This is a genomic window from Cytobacillus sp. FSL W8-0315 (genome assembly GCF_038002905.1).
Taxonomy (GTDB): domain Bacteria; phylum Bacillota; class Bacilli; order Bacillales; family Cytobacillaceae; genus Cytobacillus; species Cytobacillus pseudoceanisediminis.
Map to the genome: position 1 here is coordinate 3,147,352 of NZ_JBBOOC010000001.1, position 21,882 is coordinate 3,169,233.

Annotated in this window: 19 protein-coding genes; 12 read left to right on the forward strand and 7 right to left on the reverse strand. The window is 41.0% G+C overall.

Annotation, left to right across the window (positions count from 1 at the left end; translation table 11 throughout):
- The first annotated feature begins 50 nt into the window (after positions 1-50).
- The 6 genes from MKY20_RS16100 (at position 51) to MKY20_RS16125 (ending at position 6,934) form a co-directional block, all read left to right on the forward strand.
- Positions 51-1,205, forward strand: a complete 1,155-nt coding sequence (locus MKY20_RS16100) for a saccharopine dehydrogenase family protein (protein WP_251174470.1) — start codon at positions 51-53, stop codon at positions 1,203-1,205.
- Between the two features lie 54 nt (positions 1,206-1,259).
- Positions 1,260-1,916: an amino acid ABC transporter permease gene (locus tag MKY20_RS16105; RefSeq protein ID WP_019381279.1), complete on the forward strand. Its 657-nt coding sequence runs from the start codon at positions 1,260-1,262 to the stop codon at positions 1,914-1,916.
- Positions 1,917-2,017: 101 nt separating this feature from the next.
- Entirely contained in the window at positions 2,018-2,770 is a 753-nt protein-coding gene (locus tag MKY20_RS16110; protein ID WP_019381280.1) for an amino acid ABC transporter ATP-binding protein, read from the forward strand.
- Positions 2,771-2,963: 193 nt separating this feature from the next.
- Positions 2,964-4,055, forward strand: coding sequence for an aromatic ring-hydroxylating oxygenase subunit alpha (locus MKY20_RS16115; protein ID WP_019381281.1), 1,092 nt, complete (start codon positions 2,964-2,966; stop codon positions 4,053-4,055).
- A gap of 71 nt (positions 4,056-4,126) precedes the next feature.
- Positions 4,127-5,542: an amino acid permease gene (locus MKY20_RS16120; protein WP_019381282.1), complete on the forward strand. Its 1,416-nt coding sequence runs from the start codon at positions 4,127-4,129 to the stop codon at positions 5,540-5,542.
- Positions 5,543-5,614: 72 nt separating this feature from the next.
- Positions 5,615-6,934: a flavin monoamine oxidase family protein gene (locus MKY20_RS16125; RefSeq protein ID WP_019381283.1), complete on the forward strand. Its 1,320-nt coding sequence runs from the start codon at positions 5,615-5,617 to the stop codon at positions 6,932-6,934.
- 59 nt (positions 6,935-6,993) lie between these two features.
- Here the strand turns inward: MKY20_RS16125 and MKY20_RS16130 are convergent, their stop codons facing one another.
- Complete coding sequence (locus MKY20_RS16130) at positions 6,994-7,101, reverse strand: MetS family NSS transporter small subunit (protein ID WP_019381284.1); 108 nt, start codon at positions 7,099-7,101, stop codon at positions 6,994-6,996.
- The gene (locus MKY20_RS16135; RefSeq protein WP_341001981.1) at positions 7,101-8,618 is read right to left on the reverse strand and encodes a sodium-dependent transporter; all 1,518 of its coding nucleotides are present in this window, start codon (positions 8,616-8,618) and stop codon (positions 7,101-7,103) included. Before MKY20_RS16135 ends, MKY20_RS16130 begins: the two co-directional genes overlap by 1 nt.
- 423 nt (positions 8,619-9,041) lie before the next feature.
- Between MKY20_RS16135 and MKY20_RS16140 the strand changes: the two genes are divergently transcribed.
- Both MKY20_RS16140 and MKY20_RS16145 read left to right on the forward strand, forming a co-directional pair.
- The gene (locus MKY20_RS16140) at positions 9,042-10,325 is read left to right on the forward strand and encodes an NAD(P)/FAD-dependent oxidoreductase (RefSeq protein ID WP_019381286.1); all 1,284 of its coding nucleotides are present in this window, start codon (positions 9,042-9,044) and stop codon (positions 10,323-10,325) included.
- Positions 10,326-10,411: 86 nt separating this feature from the next.
- The gene (locus tag MKY20_RS16145) at positions 10,412-11,401 is read left to right on the forward strand and encodes an ornithine cyclodeaminase family protein (protein WP_251174472.1); all 990 of its coding nucleotides are present in this window, start codon (positions 10,412-10,414) and stop codon (positions 11,399-11,401) included.
- A gap of 127 nt (positions 11,402-11,528) precedes the next feature.
- On the opposite strand, the gene MKY20_RS16150 is transcribed toward MKY20_RS16145, so the two are convergent.
- Positions 11,529-12,719 (reverse strand): ROK family transcriptional regulator, encoded by a 1,191-nt coding sequence (locus MKY20_RS16150; protein ID WP_341001983.1) that lies wholly within the window; start codon positions 12,717-12,719, stop codon positions 11,529-11,531.
- Between the two features lie 181 nt (positions 12,720-12,900).
- Between MKY20_RS16150 and xylA the strand changes: the two genes are divergently transcribed.
- The 4 genes from xylA (at position 12,901) to xylE (ending at position 18,395) form a co-directional block, all read left to right on the forward strand.
- Complete coding sequence (gene xylA / locus MKY20_RS16155) at positions 12,901-14,232, forward strand: xylose isomerase (protein ID WP_341001986.1); 1,332 nt, start codon at positions 12,901-12,903, stop codon at positions 14,230-14,232.
- 107 nt (positions 14,233-14,339) lie between these two features.
- Positions 14,340-15,842 carry a xylulokinase gene (gene xylB / locus MKY20_RS16160; RefSeq protein ID WP_019381290.1) on the forward strand — a complete coding sequence of 501 codons (1,503 nt, stop codon included), beginning with the start codon at positions 14,340-14,342 and terminating at the stop codon, positions 15,840-15,842.
- A 21-nt stretch (positions 15,843-15,863) separates the two neighbouring features.
- Positions 15,864-16,901 (forward strand): aldose epimerase family protein, encoded by a 1,038-nt coding sequence (locus MKY20_RS16165; RefSeq protein ID WP_019381291.1) that lies wholly within the window; start codon positions 15,864-15,866, stop codon positions 16,899-16,901.
- A gap of 93 nt (positions 16,902-16,994) precedes the next feature.
- Complete coding sequence (gene xylE / locus MKY20_RS16170) at positions 16,995-18,395, forward strand: D-xylose transporter XylE (protein ID WP_009334246.1); 1,401 nt, start codon at positions 16,995-16,997, stop codon at positions 18,393-18,395.
- Between the two features lie 246 nt (positions 18,396-18,641).
- Here the strand turns inward: xylE and MKY20_RS16175 are convergent, their stop codons facing one another.
- Genes MKY20_RS16175 through MKY20_RS16190 form a run of 4 tightly spaced genes read right to left on the reverse strand, consistent with a single transcriptional unit; the run spans position 18,642 to position 21,633 of the window.
- A complete protein-coding gene (locus MKY20_RS16175) occupies positions 18,642-19,016 on the reverse strand; it encodes a metal-dependent transcriptional regulator (RefSeq protein WP_019381293.1) in 375 nt (124 codons plus the stop codon).
- A gap of 34 nt (positions 19,017-19,050) precedes the next feature.
- Complete coding sequence (locus MKY20_RS16180) at positions 19,051-19,992, reverse strand: metal ABC transporter solute-binding protein, Zn/Mn family (protein ID WP_251267170.1); 942 nt, start codon at positions 19,990-19,992, stop codon at positions 19,051-19,053.
- 37 nt (positions 19,993-20,029) lie between these two features.
- Entirely contained in the window at positions 20,030-20,887 is an 858-nt protein-coding gene (locus tag MKY20_RS16185) for a metal ABC transporter permease (protein ID WP_251156993.1), read from the reverse strand.
- The gene (locus MKY20_RS16190; RefSeq protein WP_251157008.1) at positions 20,887-21,633 is read right to left on the reverse strand and encodes a metal ABC transporter ATP-binding protein; all 747 of its coding nucleotides are present in this window, start codon (positions 21,631-21,633) and stop codon (positions 20,887-20,889) included. Before MKY20_RS16190 ends, MKY20_RS16185 begins: the two co-directional genes overlap by 1 nt.
- Between the last annotated feature and the right edge of the window lie 249 nt (positions 21,634-21,882).

Consider the following 21,882-nt stretch of genomic DNA (forward strand, 5'->3'; position numbering starts at 1 on the left):
ATATTTAATTGAAGAGCCTATAAAGAGTATTTATAAGAGGAGGGAAAATGATGAGGGCTGTTGTTCTAGGGACTGGAATGATAGGCACGACTGTAGTATGTGAATTGGCAAAGTTTCCTAAGATTGCAGCGGTTACTGCCGTTGACGTAATTGAAAGCAGTGTGGAAAAGTGTGTTGAAATAGCCAATAACCAAAAGGTATATGGGAAACAGGCTTCTCTTGAAAAAATTGAAGATATACAAAATGTTTTAAAGGATGCGGATGTTGCTGTGGCTTGTTTGCCGCATTCCTTAAGTCCATTAGCTATTGAAGCAGCTATCAGAGAAAAATGTCACTTAGTAGATTTAGTTGGATCCAGGTATGAGGAAAAAGTAAAGCTTGATCAAAAAGCAAAAGAGGCTGGAGTGGTTATTGTACCAGGCTGCGGAGTTGCGCCGGGTATAACTAACTTTTTGGCAGCACAAGGCATCGAAATGCTGGATGAGGCTGACGAAGCAGTTATGACATGCGGAGGCATTCCGCGGTTTCCCCAGCCGCCTTTATGGTACCAAGTGGTGTTCCGGCTCGAAAGCGTACTCGGCCTGTATACAAGACCTGCATTAGCAGCTGAAAATGGCGAATTGGTTGAACTTCCGGCATTATCCGGATTTGAGAAAATGTCATTCCCTGAACCGGTTGGCATGTGTGAAGCGGTCATTACAGATGCACATAGTACCGCCTATACGTTAAAAGATAAAGTGAAGAGACTATATGAAAAAACGGTAAGGTATGAAGGACATTGGGAAAGGATGAAGTTCCTTAGTCAGCTTGGTTTTTTTAATGATGAACCAATTGATATAAATGGAACGAAAATTAGACCTCGTGCATTCTCTGAAAAAATATTAGCTCCAAAGCTTCAAGGCAAAACGAAAGAAGATATCACGGTCTTACGAGTCGAAGTTAACGGACGGAAGTCAGGCGTCCAAACGAAATATACCTGGGAAATGGTTGACTTTTATGACTATGAACGCAATATCACCTCTATGGCCAAAACCACTGCTATTCCTGCTATGCTTTTGGCTAATTGGATTGCAGAAGGAAAAATTACCGAAAAGGGCATTGTTTCAGTAGAAGAGCTAATTATTAAAGACCGCTTTGCTTCATTCATGGAGCAATTGGGAGAATTAGGGATAAACATAAGATTTAAAGAAGAAGTCCTTGTATAAAGATCAATATGTCCATTCCTAGATGAAGAAGATAGTTAAAGGGGAGGAGTGCTTATGGATTTTTTAATTGTAATAGAAGCCTTGCCGCCATTATTATATGCAACCTTGATGACTATATTTTTAGCTGTGATATCCATTGTGATTGCACTTTTTCTTGGTTTTTTTACGGCTTTGGCACGAATTTCAAAAATTACCGTATTAGTTAAAGCCGCTGAAGCATATGTATCTGTCTTTCGGGGAACTCCGCTGCTTGTACAAATTTTTGTCATTTATTATGGTTTGCCGCAAATAAATATTGAACTTGATCCCATTCCATCCGGGATTCTCGCATTAAGCTTAAACGCTGGGGCGTATTTATCTGAATCATTTCGCGCGTCCATCCTATCAATTGACAAGGGACAGATGGAGGCAGCTGTATCACTGGGAATGACCTATAGCCAGGCCATGAGACATACAATTCTGCCGCAGAGCTTACGAGTAGCCATACCGACCATGTCGAATACCTTTATCATTTTAATCAAGGATACTTCCCTGGTATCTGTCATTACTGTTACAGAGTTACTGCAAATGTCTTCTTTGATAATAGCCAAAACGTTTGAGCCGCTGACAATTTACTTGGTTGCAGCTGCACTTTATTGGGTTTTGATTGCATTCTTTACAGCTATATTGGATCGGTTTGAAAAACGCGCTTCCAAGCATGTAGCCGTATAATTTCATTGGATTTTCAGCAATTAAAGTGCATTTTCTTATAAAAAGAGCAGCCCTTAAAATTTATAATATTATTCTGCCAAATCGGAGGAGTGGGGGCAATCATGGGTGTAATACAATTAGAAAATTTAAAGAAAAGATTCGGAGAAACGGAAGTTCTTCATGGAATAAACCTTTCTGTAAATAAGAGTGAAGTAGTTGTCTTGATGGGACCAAGCGGTTCAGGTAAATCCACTCTCCTCCGCTGTTTAACCTTTTTAGAGGAACCAACTGAAGGTACCATTCAAATTGGATCTCAAATAATAGCTGCAGGAGGTAAGCCAAATCGTTCACGTAAAAATGAAATAAGAGAGCTGCGGAAAAGAACTGGATTTGTATTTCAGCAATTTAATTTGTTTCCTCATAAAACGGCAATTGAAAACGTCATGGAAGGTCCAATAGTTGTACAGGGAATGGAGAGAGAACAAGCAGCGAAATTAGCGCATACTCTCCTTGAAAAAGTCGGACTTGGAGAACGCTGTCACCATTATCCTGCACAGCTATCAGGAGGACAGCAGCAGCGTGTAGCAATAGCCCGAGCGCTGTCAATGAACCCGGATGTAATGCTTTATGATGAACCTACATCGGCATTAGATCCCGAACTTGTCAGGGAGGTTCTCCAGGTAATGAAGGACTTGGCGAATGAAGGCATGACCATGGTAGTTGTCACACATGAAATGAAATTTGCGAAAGAGGTAGCTGACAGAGTCATCTTCATGGATGGCGGTGTAATTGTAGAGGAAGGAAACTCTGAAGACATTTTTAACAACCCGAAGGAAGATCGAACAAAACGGTTTCTAATGCAAGTTAATGATTAGTCAATTATAAGAGTAAGTGAACTGCAGACCTAGTTGCCTGCAGTTTTTTAGATGAAAAAACCAAAAAAAGTTTTTTTATAATCCCTGTTTTTGTTCAATTTAAACATATAATTCAGAATATTTTTAATTTAAAATAAACTTAATACACTGATTTTAGTATTCTTAGATGTATTTGTAAAAGGAGGGAAAAATTATGAAAGAAGTTAGAGTCAGTAATACCTTAAGTGAAGCTCATACACTGCCATCGTGGATTTATACGGATCCAAAAGTTTTGGAGGCGGAAAAAAGAGAAATCTTCAGAAAGACTTGGCAATATGCAGGACATATGAGTCAAGTTAGCAAGCCGGGAGATTATTTTACGGCTGATGTGGCTGACCGACCCATTATTATTAGTCACGGACAGGACGGAGAATTGCGGGCGTTTTATAATGTTTGTTCTCATCGCGCTTCCAAGCTGGCTGAAGGGGAAGGGAATAAGGCCGTTTTTACTTGTCCCTATCATGCCTGGACGTACCGGACAGATGGTTCGCTCCTCAAAGCTCCGAATATGAAGGGGTGCGATCATTTCGATCATCAGGACTTTTGCTTAAAAATGATTAGACTGGAAATTATGCACTCTTTTATTTTTGTCAATCTTAATCCGGATGCTGTTTCAATGAAAGTGCAATACCCTGATCTTTTCAAGCATGTGGCAAAATACGACCTGGAAAGCTTAAAGCGTGTATCCGTAAAAGAGACGATCTGCCGTTCAAATTGGAAAATAGGCATTGATAATTATCTCGAGTGCGATCATTGTTCAATCGTACATAAGACACTCGTTTCAAAACTTGATATGAAGCAATACGAGATGACCATGTCCGATTTTTATTCTTATCAGGGAACACCCTTAAAGGGGAAAAATTTGGACTTTGAGATGGGACAAGGAGGCAGGTATTATTGGCTTTATCCAAATACATGGTTTTCTTTCGATCCGGGTCCAGCTAATCTATCCATTCATCAATCGATACCAATAGACTCTAAAACCACAAAATATGTGTACACAACGTTTTTCTTGGGTGATGAGATTACAGAGGAAGAAAAAGAGTTAATGAAAATGGATGAGCTGGTTAGAAAAGAAGATCTTGATATTTGTGAGATGGTACAAACAGGGATAGAGACAGGGGCTTATTCACAAGGGAGATTCTCGCTCACCGAAAATCTGGTTCATCATTTCCATTTAATGATTCAGAGAGATCTTGAAAGAGTACTGCCGCTTCCTAAAAATACAGCCGCAGCCGTAGACTAAAAAATTTTCACCATTATTGTAAGCGCTTACGAGTGAAATGATTGAATTTAATCTGAAAGCAGGGTGAAAATATGGGTCAATCAACATTAAAAAGGCAAATGAAAAGCCGCCACTTATTTATGATGTCGCTGGGAGGAATTATCGGAACAGGACTATTCCTTGGTTCGGGATATGCAATAGGGGAGGCTGGACCCGCAGGGGCAATAATGGCATACCTTGTTGGCGGTCTTCTAATGTATTTGGCTATGGTCTGTCTGGGAGAATTGTCTGTTGTTATGCCTGTTTCAGGTTCTTTTCAGGCGCATGCGACCAAGTTTATTGGTCCTGCAACCGGCTTTGTTGTCGGCTGGGTCTATTGGCTAAGCTGGGCCATGTATGTCGGACTTGAATTCGTTGCTGCAGGATTGCTGATGAAAAGGTGGTTTCCAGATGTTCAAACATGGATTTGGTGTACAATCTTTATCGTTCTGTTATTTTCAATTAATTCGCTTACAACGAAAGCTTTTGCTGAGACAGAGTATTGGTTCGCTGGAATTAAAGTCCTTACTGTCATCTTATTTATCATTATCGGATTAGGTGCAATATTTGGTGTTATTTCTATGGAAGGCTCCCCAGCCCCTTACTTAACCAATTTCATTGGGGACGGTATATTCCCTGCTGGCTTGGTTGGGGTATTCATTTCAATGATGTCTGTGATCTATGCTTTTCAGGGTTCGGAAATTATGGGTGTGGCTGCAGGAGAGACCGAAGAGCCTGAAAAAAATATTCCCAGAGCCATTCGGACTATCGTTTTTAGAATCCTGCTATTCTATGTTCTGGCTATCTTTGTTTTATCAGCCATTGTTCCATGGCAAGAGGCTGGGGTAATGGAAAGTCCGTTTGTAACAGTCTTTGATATGGTAGGCATTCCATATGCAGCAGATATTATGAACTTTGTTATCTTAACGGCCATCTTATCTGTCGGAAACACGGGTCTCTACGCCTGTACAAGAATCATGTATTCGCTTTCAGAAACAGGGATGGCTCCAAAAGTCTTTGGAAAGCTGAATAAGCGCGGTGTTCCTTCATATGCCCTTTTAGTGACTCTTGGTTTTGCACTGTTATCCCTTTTAACTAGTTATGTAGCAGCAGATACATTATTTGTAGTTCTTCTGGCTGTCAGCGGAATTGGCGGCACACTTACATGGCTGGCCATTGCCGCAGCACAAATAGGGTTTCGCAGACAATATACGAAAAATGGCGGGAAAGTGGAGGATTTAAAATATAAGGTCCCTTTATATCCATTTATTCCGATCTTATGTATTGTCATGTGTCTGTCCATCTTTGCAGTTATGGCTTTTGATCCTACACAGAGAACGTCTCTTTATTGGGGCTTTGGGTTTATAGCCCTTTGCTATGTGTATTATTACTTCATGTATACCCGCAAAAAGATCACATTACCTATTAATGCAGAGAATGTAACCCCAGCTGTGAGGGATGAACTATAAAATTATTTTAACTGCAGTTCGCCTATAAGGCGCTGCAGTTTATTTCATGAAACTGAGAGGAGAATGAAGAAAATGACTATAAAAAATTATGATGTTATTATCATTGGCGCAGGTTTCTCCGGATTGACTGCTGCAAGGGAGTTAAAGATGCTGGGCAAAAAAGTATTAGTCCTGGAGGCGCGTGATAGACTTGGCGGCAGAACATGGGTGGATCACCGTTTAGGGTTAGACCTCGAAATGGGAGGTACATATGTTCATTGGCATCAGCCGCATGTATGGTCTGAAATTACACGATATGGGCTTGAACTGGCTTCAGGGCCAAAAGCAGAAAAAGTGTATTGGATTACAGGCGGAAAAACTTATTCATCAACAGCTGATGAGTTTAAAGCAAGGCTTAGAGCAACTGTTGAAAGGGTCATGAAGGAAAGCAATAAGCATATGCCATATCCATTTGAACCCCTTTATACAGAAAGTTTCCGGAATATGGATCATGTATCTGGAGAGCAATTCTTAAAAGATATCAATTTAACAACAGAAGAATTCGATGTGCTGCATGGCTGGATTGGATCAGATTATTGCGGAGATCCTGCAGAGGGTGCGGTTACACAGATATTTCGCTGGTGGGCTTTTTCCCAAGGAAACTGGGATACTCACAGTGCGATGGTCTCGAGCTTCCGCATAAAACATGGAACCAGAAAGTTAATCGAATCAATTGCTGCGGACAGTGGTGCGGAAATTAAGTTATCTGCTATCGTTGGACGAATTGAACATGAAGATGGATCTGCTAAAGTCTTTACGGCAGAAGGGGAATGTTATGCTTCCAAGGCAGTGATCGTTACAGTACCATTATCGACACTAAATAATATTGAGTTCCAGCCATCGCTTTCAGAAGCAAAAAGGGAATCTTCCAGAGAGGGACAAACCTCAAAAGGCGTTAAAGTGTGGGCAAAAGTGAAAGGAGAATTAGAGCCATTCGATGCATTAGCCCCTGGCAGCTATTCTTTAAATTCAGTTCATTTGGATCGGTATGCTGATGGCAATAGCATCCTTGTCGGTTTTGGTCCAAGTGCAGCAAAGCTGAATCCGAACGACAGGGAAGCGGTAGAAGAGGCATTAAAATACTGGATTCCGGATATACAAGTACTTGAAAGCACAGGACACGATTGGGTCAATGACGAGTTCTCAAAAGAAACCTGGCCAATGCTGAGACCCAAACAGTTAACTGCCTATCATGAAGAGTGGAACACGCCTGAAGGTTCTGTGTTTTTAGCTGGTACGACTTATGCAAATGGCTGGGCAGGCTTCATTGACGGGGCAATAGAGAACGGATTAACTGTAAGCAGAAAAGTAGATAGGTATTTATTAAGCAAACATTATGTTCATACGGAGTAAATAAATAAAAGGTGCCAGGTTAACCATGAAATATGGTACCTGGCACCTTTTTTATTTAATTACTTGTCATGGTAGTCTGTTGTAAGGGTTCTATAAATCATATAGGAAAAGCCCCCCCAGAATAAGCCCAAGGTAAAGATCATCATAATTATTGCAGATGCAGTCATTATAATTCCTCCTTGATGTCTGTATTTGAAGGAATCGGAGTTTCTTGATCGTTTAGTCCTTCTTCTATTACAGAGCTTCTTAATCTTTTATTAAATCGAAGCAGCACGAATGCAAGCAGGAAAGTAATTCCGAGCTGCAGGATTATTGTTCCAACATTAAATTCTTCGAATGGCTTCCACCAAGTGTCAGGATACCATGTCACACCCTGATATAGCCACCATCCAGTTACAATGACAATCAGAGCGGGTATTAAATACTTAATGGAATAAACCCACCATTTGTTTATCTTAATGAAGCTGACTTCATTTATCTCGTTACGCATTTTTTCGACACCATATTTTATCGCAGCGTACGCATATAGGAAGCATGAAAGCAGCAGCGCAACTCCCCAAACCCAATCCTGGTTATTGAACACTTTCATATTAATGGCTGAAGGGATCCCTCCAAGAAAAATCAAAACAACAGTTAGCAGGATTGCTTTGTTTCTGCGGATTCCATAGTCTGACAGGTTTCTAGTAATCAATTCAACCATTGCAACTAATGAAGTAAAAGCTGCAAATGCCAATGCACCAAAAAATGCAACGCCAAAGATATAAGTCTGCGGCATGACGCTAATCAATTCTACCATATAAATAAAGGTTAATCCGGTGTTGCCTGAACTTGTTGCCTGGGTAATATATTCTTGCGAAGGCGCTAAAGCAAAGATAGCTGGAATGATGGTTAAACCGGCAAGTAATTCGACTGAGTTGTTTCCGAGGCCTGCTGTTAACGAATTTTGGGCAATGTCATCACGTTTTTTTGTATAAATGGCATATGTGGCATACAATCCCCAGCCAGCACCGACTGACCATGCAGATTGGGATAAAGCTTGAAGCCAAGTTGATGCTTTCCCTAGATATTCCCACTGAGGTGTAAACATGTATGAAAGCCCTTCCATTGCTCCCGGCAAGGTGATGGAGCGGAAAGCAGTAAAGATGAGTAAGAGGAATAAAAGCGGCAGGAATATCTTAGATATTCTTTCAATTCCCTTTGTAACCCCTATAAAAACGACAATTCCACAAAGAGCAGCTGCAATAAAGTGATAAATGACTGGTTCTGCCGCATGACCCGTAAAGTTTTCCCACTGGGCAGCTGAGTCAATTTTTTCTGTAAAAGTTCCCTGTAATGCTAAGATTAAGTATTTAAAAGTCCATCCCACTACTACAGAATAATAAAATGTGATTCCGGCTAAAACGATCGTGATGATAGGTCCAAACCAGGCAAATTTTTTGCCGATAAATTCTCCAAAGGATCCCATCGTTCCCATTCTGGTTCTTCTTCCGATGAATATTTCAACCATGATAAGCGGCAATGACCAGACAAATAAAAAAATGGCCCAGCCGATTAAGAAAGAACCTCCGCCATGTTCAGCAACCATTCGCGGGAACCTCCAAATATTTCCGGTACCCACTGCCATACCCATTGCTGCCAATATAAATCCAATCCTTGAACCCCAAACTACCTGGTTTTCTTTCAAATAAAACAACCCCTTTGTTATAAAGCCTCAAAAATATAGGATCTCTAATACATAATTAGGGTGCGTGCTGCATAAATAGATCGAACCACCAGAGTAACCCGCTATATATTATCCCTCCTTCATCGCTAGATTATTCGATTTATTTAAAAAATTCTGTATTTAAAATATATTATCTATGAAAGTCTTTATCTATGTGCAAATTTCACAAAAAATACTGCTAATTCCAGCTAGGATTAGATTATTATTACCATAATCTTATCTATGTATTTTAATTCCTGCATATTAGAATGTAAAATGCCACAAAAAATTTAGCTTACAACCCCTTTTTATCATATATTTTGTACATTTTGTTCAGAATATTCTATCTGTACAATTATAGTATTATCCTATTTTGAAGTATTACTAATAATGGAGGGGAAGGTAATGACGAAATCTATCGTTATTGGCGGAGGAATCATTGGCTTAGCAAGCGCTTTTTTCCTTAGGAAAAAGGGGTTGGATGTAGTATTAATTGACAAAGGTGAACCCGGAGCGGAATGTTCGAGCGGAAATATGGGATGGGTGTGCCCCAGTTTATCCGATCCGGTTCCTGCTCCGGGTCTGATTAAGGCAAGTTTGAAGTGGATGTTAAAACGGGATAGCCCTCTATATATTAAGCCATCCATTTTCGCTTCATTGTCCCCCTGGCTACTCCAATTCTGGAGGTATTGCAGTGAAGAGGCCTACCAGAAAGGGTATGCCGCTGGTTTGGAATTGAGCAGAAATACCTTGAGATTATTCGATGAACTGGAGCAAGATGGCAGTCTGGAGTTTGAAATGTATCGAAAAGGGCTGCTTTTTGTATTCTTAGACAAAAGTTATATTGATGAAAAGCTAGATAACTATAGTATTGTTGAGAGCTTTGGTTTGCCTGCGCCTGCTGCAAAATCTAAAAAAGAAGTACTAGAAATGGAACCTGCCCTTTCTGATGCAGTGGCTGGAGGCATTTATCTCCCTTCTGAACGGCATGTTCGCCCTGAAACCCTTACAAAAGCTCTAAAAGACTGGCTTATCTCGAATGGGGTTGAAGTGCTTTCCCATACGGAAGCAATGGGATTCATCCAAGAAGGGGACAAGATCAGTGGGGTTAAAATCCGAGAGCAAACCATGGAAGGGGATCACTTTCTTGTCACTTCAGGAGCCTGGGCAGGCCTGGTTTTAAGACAAGCTGGATTGCACATCCCCATGACTGCAGGGAAAGGCTACAGCATCACCATTTCAAATCCTTCCATTCAGTTTCAGCAGCCGCTTTACTTAGGGGATTCAAGGGTGACGATTAGCCCGTTTCATGATTCAGTAAGAATCGGGGGAACAATGGAACTTTCGGGCATTAATACTAATCTGGATCAGCGCCGAATTGATAGTTTAAAGAGTTCTGCGGCTCAATATTTACGTACAGCAGTTCGCGGAGATGAGCAGCCATGGTGCGGAATGCGGCCTATGACTCCCGATGGTCTGCCAATAATAGGCAAAGTGCCTTCTCTGAATAATCTATTTATCGCGTCCGGCCATGCGATGAGTGGAATTTCAATGGCACTATCAACAGGCAGTGCTATGAGTGACCTAATTTCAAAGGGCAATTCAGATATTGATTTAACTCCGTTTAGATTGGACAGGTTCTCTTCAAAGAAAACACATGAAAATCAAAATAAAACTGTCAATATGTAGAAAGAAGCCAAAAAACTGAGCTCCGGGGAGAAAATAATTGATTCTATTAACGAATATACGACAAGTTCATATTGGAGTGAATTACTATGTTAGTGATTAGTAAAGAAACGATAAAAGAATTATACTCAATGGAAGAGTGTATTCAGGATGTTGAAAAAGCATTTAGTTATGGCCAACGGAATAAAACGCTGACACCTGTAAGAATGTCGATTCCTCATTCTAAATACGAAGCGGAAACTTTATATATGCCTTCCTATATTGAACCAGAAAATTATACAGCAGTTAAAGTTGTAAGCATTTTTCCCCGCAATTCCGGCGGGGACAAACCAGTTCTACAGGGAGTGATTCTGCTGACTGATACTCGTACAGGCGAGCATGTTGCGTTAATGGATGCCAGCTACTTAACGGTCTTAAGAACAGGTGCTTCAAGCGGTGTGGCAACGAAATATTTAGCTCGGAAGAATTCAAAAGTCTGTTCTGTATTAGGGTGCGGAGCTCAAGCTGCAGGCCAAATTCAAGCTGTCATGTCTGTGATGGAATTAGAACATATCATTTTATATAATCGCACAATAGAACGAGCGGAAGTATTCAAAAATGAAATCCATTCTTTGTATCCAGATTGGAGGGGGACCATTACAATTCAAGCGGTTGCCGATGAGGCTGCTGCCCAATCAGATATTGTCATCTGCAGTACGAAAAGTTCAACACCCATATTTAATGGATCTGTACTGAGGGAAGGAACTCATATTAATGCCATCGGTTCCTATCAGGCGCATATGCAAGAGGTTGATTCCCTAACACTTATCAGGAGCAATAAAGTAGTTGTCGATACATTGGAAGGAGCCATGCACGAGGCTGGAGATTTCCTTGTTCCGCATAATAAAGGAGAATGGAATACGCATCTCATTTATGGTGAAATTGGTGAAATAGTATGCGGGGAAAAAGCTGGACGTGAAAAATCAAGTGAAATAACCTTTTATAAATCTGTCGGGGTTGGGTTTCTGGACACTATGGCAGCCTCTAAGATATATAGAAAAGCTTTGAGTGAAGAAAAAGGTTACTCCTTTTCACTATAAAAACATTTATGATACTCTTTTAAGTATGACACCGGATTATTCTAGTATGAATAATCCGGTGTTTTTTTAAAAGAAATTACAATGAAAAAAGGATTTACTTTAGGTCGGCAGGAGTTTGATAGGTCAATCAATTTTCCTGCTTATTTAAATTCTCCTGCAGATCCGAGTTCAGAAAGTTTTCTGTGGCATAAGCTGAAGCCCCAAGTGCTGTTGAGTAGATCGATAAATCTGCAAATGTAATGTTTACGTTTTCCTGATTGAATCTTAAGGAATGAGTCTTGACAACTTCCATTATTGAATCCAGTAATAATTCTTTGGCGATTGCTAAGCGATTTCCGATAATGATTTGCTCGGGGTTGAATGTATTAATGATATTGTTTATGCCAATGCCAAGGCATCGGCCGATTTGATGGAACAGATCCTTTACTTCCTCATCTTCTTCGGCCATTTCAACTAATGACTCCAGGTTCAAATTATCCCGTTTTAAGTATGATTCAATATTCTTTGCCTGGTTTAGCAATGCCTGTTCAGAAGCGTACAATTCCCAGCAGCCTTTGCTGCCGCATCTGCATTCTTTTCCATCTATATCGATCACCATATGGCCCATTTCACCGGAGAATCCTTCAGCGCCACGGTAAAGGCTGTTTTGTAAAATAAAGCCGACTCCAATGCCAATTCCAGCGCTAACATAGATGAGATTCTCAAAGTTTTTCCCGGCTCCGAAACGCTTTTCCCCGTATGCTCCGGCGTTCGCTTCGTTGTCGATAATAACGGGAAGGTGAAACTCTGTCTCAATTTCTGCCTTTAAATGGATATCTGTCCAGCCCAGATTAGGTGCCAGCAGGATATTGCTGCCTTCCTTATTTACAATTCCCGGCACTCCAATACCGATTCCAATCACGCCATAGGGGCTCTCAGGGGTTGAGTCCAATAAGGATTGGATAACTTCTTTTATGACAAGAATGGTTTCTTCATACCTCATGCTATTCATATGCTTCAAATGTTCGCTCACAATATTCCCCGATAAATCAGTCATGACACCTAAAATATAGTTAACCCCTAAATCAATTCCAATGGCATATCCTGCTTGTTCATTAAAGAGCAGCATCACAGGCCGCCGTCCTCCGCTCGATTTGCCCGGTCCTGTTTCGGAACAGATTTGTTCTTCTATCAGCTCGTTGACTAAAGAGGAAACAGTTCCTTTAGTCAGTCCCAAATGCTGTGAGATATCAGCCCGGGAGATAGGGGATTGGTCGATGATCGTCTGCAGAACGCGTGATTTGTTTTTCATTTTTACCAGCTGCTGATTCCAAGTCATTATCTTTCTCCTCAAATCCTCAATTTCTTTGTCTATTACAATCATATTCCATTTATACCATAATTAAAAATAAAAATAAAACTTAGTTCATTCGATAGACAAACTAAGTTTATGGTGGTAAAATCGATTTGTAATCAAATGAAAGCGATAACAAATGAAAAGAGAAGATGGAGGAATGAAAATGAACTACTTTAATAATGTGAGTGGAGTAAAATACGAAGGTCCAGATTCTAATAATCCATTGGCTTTTAAATATTATAATCCTGAAGAAATGATCAACGGCAGAAAAATGGAAGACCTTCTCCGTTTTGCAGTGTCTTACTGGCATACGTTTACTGCGGAAGGCACAGATCCTTTCGGAAATGGAACGATGATCCGTTCCTATGACAGATTTTCCGGAATGGATTTGGCCAAGGCGCGTGTTGAAGCATCCTTTGAATTCTATGAAAAACTGAATGTTCCGTTTTTCTGTTTCCATGACGCTGATATTTCGCCTGAAGGCGATTCATTAAGCGAAACTTTTATGAACTTAGATGAGATTACGGCCATGATAAAGGAATACATGAAGTCCAGCAAAACGAAGTTATTATGGAATACCGCTAATATGTTTTCGCATCCGCGCTGGCTGCACGGTGCGGCGACAGCACCTAATGCTGATGTATTTGCCTATGCTGCTGCAAAAGTGAAAAAGGGACTTGAGATCGGCAAGGAGCTGGGTGCTGAGAACTATGTGTTCTGGGGCGGCCGCGAAGGATACGAAACACTGCTGAATACGAACATGAAGCTTGAACTCGATAATCTTGCGCGGTTCTTCCATATGGCAATCGATTATGCAAAGGAAATTGGGTTTGACGCACAATTCCTAATCGAGCCAAAACCGAAGGAGCCCACCAAACATCAATACGATTTTGATGTGGCAACCAGTTTATCATTCTTGCAATCTTACGGCTTAAAAGACTACTTTAAATTCAATATTGAAGCAAACCACGCGACCCTTGCCGGCCATACATTTGAGCATGAACTGCACACAGCACGCATAAATGGAATGCTTGGTTCAGTGGATGCAAACCAGGGTGATACCCTGCTGGGATGGGATACTGACGAATTCCCGACAGACATCTATTCTACAGCACTGGCAATGGTTGAAATTCTAAAAAATGACGGCCTTGGAACAGGCGGCCTTAACTTTGATGCGAAAGTACGAAGAGGATCATTTGACCCTGAGGACCTGTTCTATGCTCATATTGCAGGAATGGACACATTTGCGGTTGGCGCAAAGGTTGCACAGCGTCTAATGGAAGATAAAGTATTAGACAATTTTATTGCTGACAGATATAGCAGCTATACAGAAGGCATCGGCCTTGAAATCGTTGAAGGAAAGGCAGACTTCCGCAAGCTTGAAAAGCATGCCCTTCAGCTTGAAAAGATTGAAAATAAATCAGGAAGACAGGAACAGCTAAAAGCTGTCTTAAATAAATACATTCTCGAAGCTTATGCGAGTGTAAAAGCGTAATAGATTAATATAAAAAGATTAAATGTACTGGGAATACAAAAGTGTCCCAGTACATTTTTAAAAACTAAAACTTAGCATACATTTCATTATCTAAAGGATGATCAATCATGAAATATGTAATCGGGATTGACCTTGGCACGAGCTCGGTAAAAGTTTTATTAATGAATCAAAAGGGAGTAGTATGCAGCGAAGTTTCCAGGTCTTATCCGCTCATTCATGAAAAGTCGGGTTATAGTGAACAGGACCCTGGTGAATGGGTTGATAAAACAGTGGCTGCTCTTAAAGAACTTACAGAGCAGTTTGATGGAAGTGCGGAAGACATTCAAGGAATCAGTTTTTCAGGCCAAATGCACGGTCTGGTCCTTCTGGATGAAGAGAATAAGGTTCTGCGTAATGCAATCCTTTGGAATGATACCCGCACGACAGAGCAATGTAAACAGATCTATGACATGGCTGGTGAGAAGCGTCTGCTTGAAATTACAAAGAATCCGGCATTGGAAGGCTTTACTTTACCAAAGCTGCTTTGGGTGAAGCAATACGAGCCGGAAGTTTTTGAAAAAGCGTCTGTATTTATGCTCCCTAAAGATTACCTGCGCTTTAAACTGACTGGCAGGATTCATAGTGAATATAGTGATGCAGCGGGTACTTTGCTGCTGAATGCCGGCCGGAAAATGTGGAGTGAAGAGATTTGCGGGCTAACGGGGATTGATGTGAATATCTGTCCGCCTTTAGTTGAATCCCATGAATGTGTAGGAACGTTAAAGCCTGAGATTTCTGAGAAGACGGGATTATCTCCTTTAACTAAGGTATTTGCAGGAGGAGCTGACAACGCCTGCGGTGCGATCGGTTCCGGCATTCTGTCGGAAGGCAAAACATTATGCAGCATTGGGACATCCGGGGTCGTTTTATCCTATGAAGAACAAAATGACAAGGATTTTCAGGGGAAAGTCCATTATTTTAATCATGGTGAAGAAAATGCCTATTACACAATGGGCGTAACCCTGGCAGCAGGACATAGTTTGAACTGGTTTAAAGATGCGTTTGCAGAAATGGAATCATTCGATTCCCTGTTGGCTGGAATGAGCGAGGTTCCGATTGGGTCGAACGGACTTTTATTTACACCCTATTTAGCGGGTGAGCGCACACCATATGCAGATTCACAAATTCGGGGAAGCTTTATCGGCATGGACTCCTCACATAATCGAAATGATTTTGTACGATCGGTCATTGAAGGTATTACTTTTTCTTTAAATGAATCGATTGAAATATTCAGGGAAAGCGGAAAGCTTGTCGATACCATTATTTCAATCGGCGGAGGAGCTAAAAGTGAGGCCTGGCTGCAAATCCAGGCCGATATCTTCAATTGCACAATTGTAAAGCTTTCAAGTGAACAAGGACCTGCTGTAGGTGCGGCTATGCTAGCAGCATACGGATGTAAATGGTATGAATCTCTGGAAGCCTGTGCCGAAAACTTCATAACATACGAAAAGACATATACTCCAATCCCTGAAAACGTTAAGAAATATCAGGAGCTTTTCCAGTTATACAAAGAAGTTTATGCGCAAACCAAAAAGCTGAATGAGGGTTTGGCCGGGTTTAGAAAAAAGTAAGCTGACTTGAGGGAGATCGACATGAACATAACTGAAAGTATATTTGGCGAATGGAATGGACACAAGATTAAATCCTATACAATCAGCAATGATCATGGAATGGAAGTATCGTGTATCGAATACGGGGGAATCATTACCGGGATATCTGTCCCTGACAGTAAAGGAAATATAGAGAATGTGATCCTGGGGTTTGACACTCTTGAAGAGTATATTAATTATTCACCATTCTTCGGCGCTATTATCGGAAGGGTGGCCGGAAGGATAGCGGGCTCGGCTTTCACTCTTGATGGAACTGCTTACCAGCTGCAAAAAAATGATGGGGAACACCATCTGCATGGAGGTTCAGGCGGCTTTCATCATGTTATTTGGGACTCGGCCGCCGAAAAGAGCATGAATGAGGCGAATATCAGGTTCTCCTATGTAAGCCCGGATGGGGAACACGGGTATCCTGGGACACTTGAGGTAACGGTAAACTATACACTGAACAATGAGAATGAACTGGTCATTAGTTATGAAGCGATATCTGATGAAAAAACGATCATCAATCTGACAAACCATACTTATTTTAACCTAAGCGGGGACTTAAAGAGGGACATTCTGGAGCACGAGGTGACCATGCAAAGCGATCACTTTCTGGAGCTTGATGAAACATTGATTCCTACTGGGAAACTCATACATGTTGAAAATACACCGTTTGATTTCAGAGCAGGGAAGAAAATCAAAGAAGGCGTAAAGTCCGGCCATCAGCAGAACATGCTTGCGGGCGGAGGTTATGATCATCCATTTCTATTAAATACAGGTGAAATGACTGTAGTGGATTCTGCCAGCGGACGAAAACTGACAGTGAAAACGGATAGGCCGAGTGTTGTTTTATATACAGCGAATATGCTCGGAAATGATTTTCAAATTAGAGGTGTTCAGTCAAGAAGCCATTTGGGGCTGTGTCTTGAAACTCAATGTCCGCCTGATGCTGTTCATCATGAAAACTTTCCTTCTATTGTCCTGGAGAAAAATGAGGTCTTCAAAACAAAAACCAGTTTCAAGTTTCTTGTTGTTTAATCATTTCTAATAGAAAGGAGTAAAGATGGATTTGAATTATTAATGTAAAATTGTAAGCGCTCTATTTTGGTTCAAATCTGTCTTTTACAATCTATGAAACAGAATCGGAACTCTCTATATATTGGTTCACTTACATTGGTTGCTGCGATAGGCGGTTTGCTTTTCGGATATGATACGGCTGTTATTTCCGGAGCTGAAAAGTCACTGGAAATCTATCTGATTAATAGTTTGGGATTAGGATCGCTGGCTCACGGGGCGACAACCTCAAGTGCATTGATTGGCTGTATCATTGGCGGTTTAATATCCGGTTATTTTGCGTCGAAATTTGGGCGGAAAAAATCGCTGATAGCCGCGGCTGTACTATTCTTCTTATCTGCATTAGGATCCGCTTTCCCTGAATTTTTATTTTTCACTAAAGGGGAACCGACCATCTCGCTATTATTGACTTTTAATCTTTATCGCATTATTGGCGGAATTGGGGTTGGTCTGGCGTCAGCTATTGTTCCCATGTATATCGGCGAAATTGCACCTGCCGATATCCGCGGACGCCTTGTTTCATTCAATCAGTTTATGATTATCTTCGGGATGCTTGTCGTGTACTTTGTAAACTGGGGCATTGCCAGCGGCCGTCCATTGGAATGGATCAATGATGTTGGCTGGAGGTACATGTTTGCTTCAGAAGCTATTCCGGCCCTTGCCTTTGGTCTTCTGCTGCTCCTGGTTCCGGAGACACCACGTTACCTGGCCATTCATAATCATGATGATAAAGCTTTAGCAGTCCTTACGAAAATTAATGGTGCAGCAGAGGCTAAAACGATCTTGGGTGAAATCAAAAAATCGGTAGCAGCCTCAGCAAATGTTCCAGCAGAAAAGCTGTTTGCATACGGAAAATTAGTGATTGTTATAGGAATTCTGCTCTCTGTATTCCAGCAATTTGTCGGAATCAACGTTGCTTTGTACTATGCACCGCGAATTTTTGAAAGCATGGGAGCAGCAAAGGATGCCTCGATGCTGCAGACGATTGTTATGGGTGTCATAAATGTCATCTTTACAATTGTGGCAATTTTAACTGTAGATAAATGGGGACGCAAGCCATTATTGATCACAGGTTCCATTGGCATGGCCATCGGGATGTTTGGAGTAGCAGGAATGGCTTTCTCCAATATAATCGGCATGGGCACATTAATTTTTATCATCGTTTACACAGCTTCCTTCATGATGTCATGGGGACCGATATGCTGGGTATTGATCTCTGAAATTTTCCCAAACAAAATCCGAGGACAGGCAGTTGCGGTAGCTGTAGCAGCACAATGGGCGGCAAACTATTTTATTTCATCGACTTATCCGATGATGATGGAATTCAGCGGCGGCTTAACTTACGGCTTCTATGGACTGATGAGTGTTCTTTCAGCCATTTTTGTATGGAAGTTTGTACCTGAAACGAAAGGGAAGACTCTTGAGAACATGGAGAGTATTTGGAAAAGAACTGCCTGATTAGCTTATTCAACCATGAAAAAAGAATGTCCCGATGAATATCACATGCAGAAGGGACATTCTTTTTTCTGTTATCTGCTTGTTTTTATCATTTCCTTCACTAGTTCTTCTATCTCTTCTGCACTCTTATCCAATGAAAGTGACAATTCCTTAAATAAGATTTTTTGAACTGCATTCAGAAGTATGATCAACTCTGAAGGTTCAGTGGGCTGAATAAATCATCAGGACAAAAAAACGCTTGAATATTCAAGCGTTTTTCTTATGATTTTCTATAAAGCTCTTAATTTTAAAAACAACTTCCGTACCGATATGCATTTCAACTTCCCTAACTTTCTTTTTGATCAGTTTCTCTTCAACCCCGATTATTTGATAAAACTCCATTAAAACCTGATGATCTTGGAAGAGTTTTTTGGCAATTTCTAATCCGGCTTTTGTCAAAGTAACTGTTCCATAGGGCTGAAAATGAATGTAACCGTCTGTTTTAAGCTTTCCGGCCATTTTAGATGCAGCTGAGACGGTGACCCTCAATACCTTTGCAATGCCGGAAATGGTCGCATGCCCATGTGCTTCCTGTAATAAATATATCTCGAGAATATACCTCTTTGAACTAATGGGGATCACATGTTTCACCTGCTTGCTGGAATAGTGACCTTTATTACCGGGTCAAGCCTTTTTTAATGGTTTTAATATTCCATTCCATCATCGAAATATAAGTATCGCCATCTTCACCCGGCTTTGCCAAGGAGTCTGTAAATACCTTTCCCATGATTGGAACATTGGTTTCATCGGATACAGCTTCCATGCTTCTTGCGTCAATGCTTGTTTCCAGGAATAGTCCTGTAATTCCTTTTTCATTAATAATATCTGTAATTCTTGTAATTTGGTCTGGTGTTCCCTGGTTTTCCTGGTTGATTTCCCAGATGTATTCTGCCTGGAATCCGTAGGCTTCGCTGAAATATTTAAAAGCACCTTCACTTGTTACGAGAACACGTTCGTTTTCTGGAATTTCATTAAAATGTTCGACTGCTTCATCATGCAGCTCTTGAAGCTTTGCAATGTATTCTTCAGCGTTTTTTTCGTAAATCTCTTTATTGTCTGGATCTGTTTTGATAAGTCCATCTCTGGCATTTTCCGCGTATTTGATCCCATTTCGGATGTCCAGCCAGGCATGGGGATCTTCTTCACTTTCTTTGCCCTTTGTGGTTAAGTGCATGGCATCAACGCCTCTGCTCATTAGGAAGACAGGCGCATCTTCACCGTCTTTTCCGGCAGTTTCCATCAGCTTATTGAACCATGAGTTGCCGGCTTCCAGGTTCAGCCCGTTGTAAAATACTGCATCTGCATCCGTTGTTTTTTTCACATCCTCAGGAAGGGGGTCATATTCGTGGGGATTGGAGCCAATGGGTGCTAAACTATGAATCTCAACCAAATCCCCGCCTACATTTTTAACAATGTCATACACAATCGAATAGGTAGTCACAACTTGGATTTTCCCATCTGCATTGGACGAGGTGCTGCTTGTTCCGCTGCTGCAGGCTGACAGGAATAACACAGACAGAAGGAATGCAGCTAATAAAAGAAAGCCTTTTTTAATCATCGGTTTTCCCTCCTAAAAAAATTTGTTTTTATTAAAATTAAACTAATGAAGCTCTCTTTTTCTTTACTTTCAGCGTTTTCCATATTAGCCCATGCTTAGGTGAAAATAAAAAAACGAGAATGAAAATAGCAGTGGATGATATGACTATTGTTGCTCCTGAAGCTAAGTTGTAGGTAAAGCTAAAGTATAGTCCCACGATGGATGAAATTACACCAATGCCAGACGCAAGGAAAATCATCATCCACAGCCGCTCGGTTAACAGATAAGCTGCCGCTGCAGGGGTGATCAGCATGGCAACAACCAGGACAATACCTACTGTCTGGAGGGATGCAACGGTTACCATCGTCAAGAGAGTCATTAGGAAATAATGAATGAAACGAACTGGCAGTCCGTAAGCTGCTCCCATCGTTTCGTCAAACGAGGTGACCAATAATTCTTTGTAAAAGAGGTATACAGCCCCCAATACAAACAGGCTGATGCCCAGTGTGATCCACATGTCGGATAATCTTACTGCCAGTACATTGCCAAATAATATATGGTAGAGATCTGTACTGCTTTTAAGCATGGTAATAATAATGATTCCTGAAGCAAATGCCGCTGTAAACATAATTCCAATCGAGGTATCATGCTTTATCCGGCTGTTTTGGGATACAAACCCAATGGCGATAGCTGTAATCACTCCGCTTATGACTGCTCCAAAGAAGAAGTTAACTCCCAGCATATATGAAATAGCGACGCCTGGAAGGACAGCATGTGATATGGCATCTCCCATGAGAGACATTCCTCTAAGGATGATAAAGCACCCAATGACTCCGCAGATAATTCCTACCATAACCGAGGTTAATAACGCTTTTTGCAGAAAACCATATTGCATGACCGCTTCAATAAAAGCCATTATAGCGACACCCCAATCTCATTCATAAAAGCAAATTGCCCCTTGTATGCTTTTGCAATTACTTCAGGTTTAAACACTTCTTCAACGGTCCCAAAACTGATCAATTCCTTATTTAGCAGAATTAACTGGTTGAAATAATCATTTGCTTTACTTAAATCATGGTGTACAACAATCACTGTTTTTCCTTGTCTGCAGAGCTCCTTCAAAATGTTCACAATGGTTTCCTCACTGGATACATCAACTCCAACAAATGGCTCATCCAGAAAGAACAAATCCGCTTTTTGAGCAAGTGCTCTCGCAAGAAAAACTCTCTGCTGCTGGCCGCCTGATAGTTCCCCAATCTGCCTTTTGCTGAACTCCTGCATGCCAACTCGCTGAAGACATTCCATGGCCCACTCTTTATCCTTTTTCTTTGGACGGCGGAACAGTTTTAAATGGGGGTAGGTCCCAATAAGAACCGCATCATGCACAGTGATTGGGAAATCCCAGTCTATGGCATTCCGCTGCGGCACATAGGCGATGCTTTTGCGAACTTCAGCAATGGATTTTCCCATCACTCTAACTGCACCTTTATCCTTTGGTATAAGATTTAGCATGGCTTTTAAAAAAGTCGATTTACCTGCGCCGTTCGGCCCGATAATTCCTACCAGATTACCTGTATTAACAGTAAGGCTGACTCCTGTCACCGCTTCATTTCCGAAATAGGAAACATGCAAATCCTCTATGCTAATTGCCGGATCCTTCATCATTTTATCCCCCTTTATTTTCCAAATTTAAATTGATTCAAATTAATTGTTTATATGCAATTATACGTCACACGGACAAGATTTATGGATATATTAAAAAGTTTTGCCTTAATGCAAATTATATGCGATTAATAAACAAAGTCAACACAAAAAAATAATCTTTTCAGAAAGTTTAAGGTTTGCAGTAAAATAGGGGAATTATGAAATCAGGCTCTGGCATTCAATTTGTTTAATGGTAAAATAAGGGGT

What these genes read in the sequence shown, in the direction of transcription:
- MKY20_RS16180 (WP_251267170.1), bottom strand. Translation starts at nt 19,992, where the DNA reads ATGATTAAAAAAGGCTTTCTTTTATTAGCTGCATTCCTTCTGTCTGTG.
- xylB (WP_019381290.1), top strand. Translation starts at nt 14,340, where the DNA reads ATGAAATATGTAATCGGGATTGACCTTGGCACGAGCTCGGTAAAAGTT.
- MKY20_RS16115 (WP_019381281.1), top strand. Translation starts at nt 2,964, where the DNA reads ATGAAAGAAGTTAGAGTCAGTAATACCTTAAGTGAAGCTCATACACTG.
- xylA (WP_341001986.1), top strand. Translation starts at nt 12,901, where the DNA reads ATGAACTACTTTAATAATGTGAGTGGAGTAAAATACGAAGGTCCAGAT.
- MKY20_RS16150 (WP_341001983.1), bottom strand. Translation starts at nt 12,719, where the DNA reads ATGACTTGGAATCAGCAGCTGGTAAAAATGAAAAACAAATCACGCGTT.
- MKY20_RS16185 (WP_251156993.1), bottom strand. Translation starts at nt 20,887, where the DNA reads ATGGCTTTTATTGAAGCGGTCATGCAATATGGTTTTCTGCAAAAAGCG.
- MKY20_RS16190 (WP_251157008.1), bottom strand. Translation starts at nt 21,633, where the DNA reads ATGAAGGATCCGGCAATTAGCATAGAGGATTTGCATGTTTCCTATTTC.
- xylE (WP_009334246.1), top strand. Translation starts at nt 16,995, where the DNA reads ATGAAACAGAATCGGAACTCTCTATATATTGGTTCACTTACATTGGTT.
- MKY20_RS16100 (WP_251174470.1), top strand. Translation starts at nt 51, where the DNA reads ATGAGGGCTGTTGTTCTAGGGACTGGAATGATAGGCACGACTGTAGTA.
- MKY20_RS16145 (WP_251174472.1), top strand. Translation starts at nt 10,412, where the DNA reads ATGTTAGTGATTAGTAAAGAAACGATAAAAGAATTATACTCAATGGAA.
- MKY20_RS16130 (WP_019381284.1), bottom strand. Translation starts at nt 7,101, where the DNA reads ATGACTGCATCTGCAATAATTATGATGATCTTTACCTTGGGCTTATTC.
- MKY20_RS16110 (WP_019381280.1), top strand. Translation starts at nt 2,018, where the DNA reads ATGGGTGTAATACAATTAGAAAATTTAAAGAAAAGATTCGGAGAAACG.
- MKY20_RS16165 (WP_019381291.1), top strand. Translation starts at nt 15,864, where the DNA reads ATGAACATAACTGAAAGTATATTTGGCGAATGGAATGGACACAAGATT.
- MKY20_RS16105 (WP_019381279.1), top strand. Translation starts at nt 1,260, where the DNA reads ATGGATTTTTTAATTGTAATAGAAGCCTTGCCGCCATTATTATATGCA.
- MKY20_RS16140 (WP_019381286.1), top strand. Translation starts at nt 9,042, where the DNA reads ATGACGAAATCTATCGTTATTGGCGGAGGAATCATTGGCTTAGCAAGC.
- MKY20_RS16120 (WP_019381282.1), top strand. Translation starts at nt 4,127, where the DNA reads ATGGGTCAATCAACATTAAAAAGGCAAATGAAAAGCCGCCACTTATTT.
- MKY20_RS16125 (WP_019381283.1), top strand. Translation starts at nt 5,615, where the DNA reads ATGACTATAAAAAATTATGATGTTATTATCATTGGCGCAGGTTTCTCC.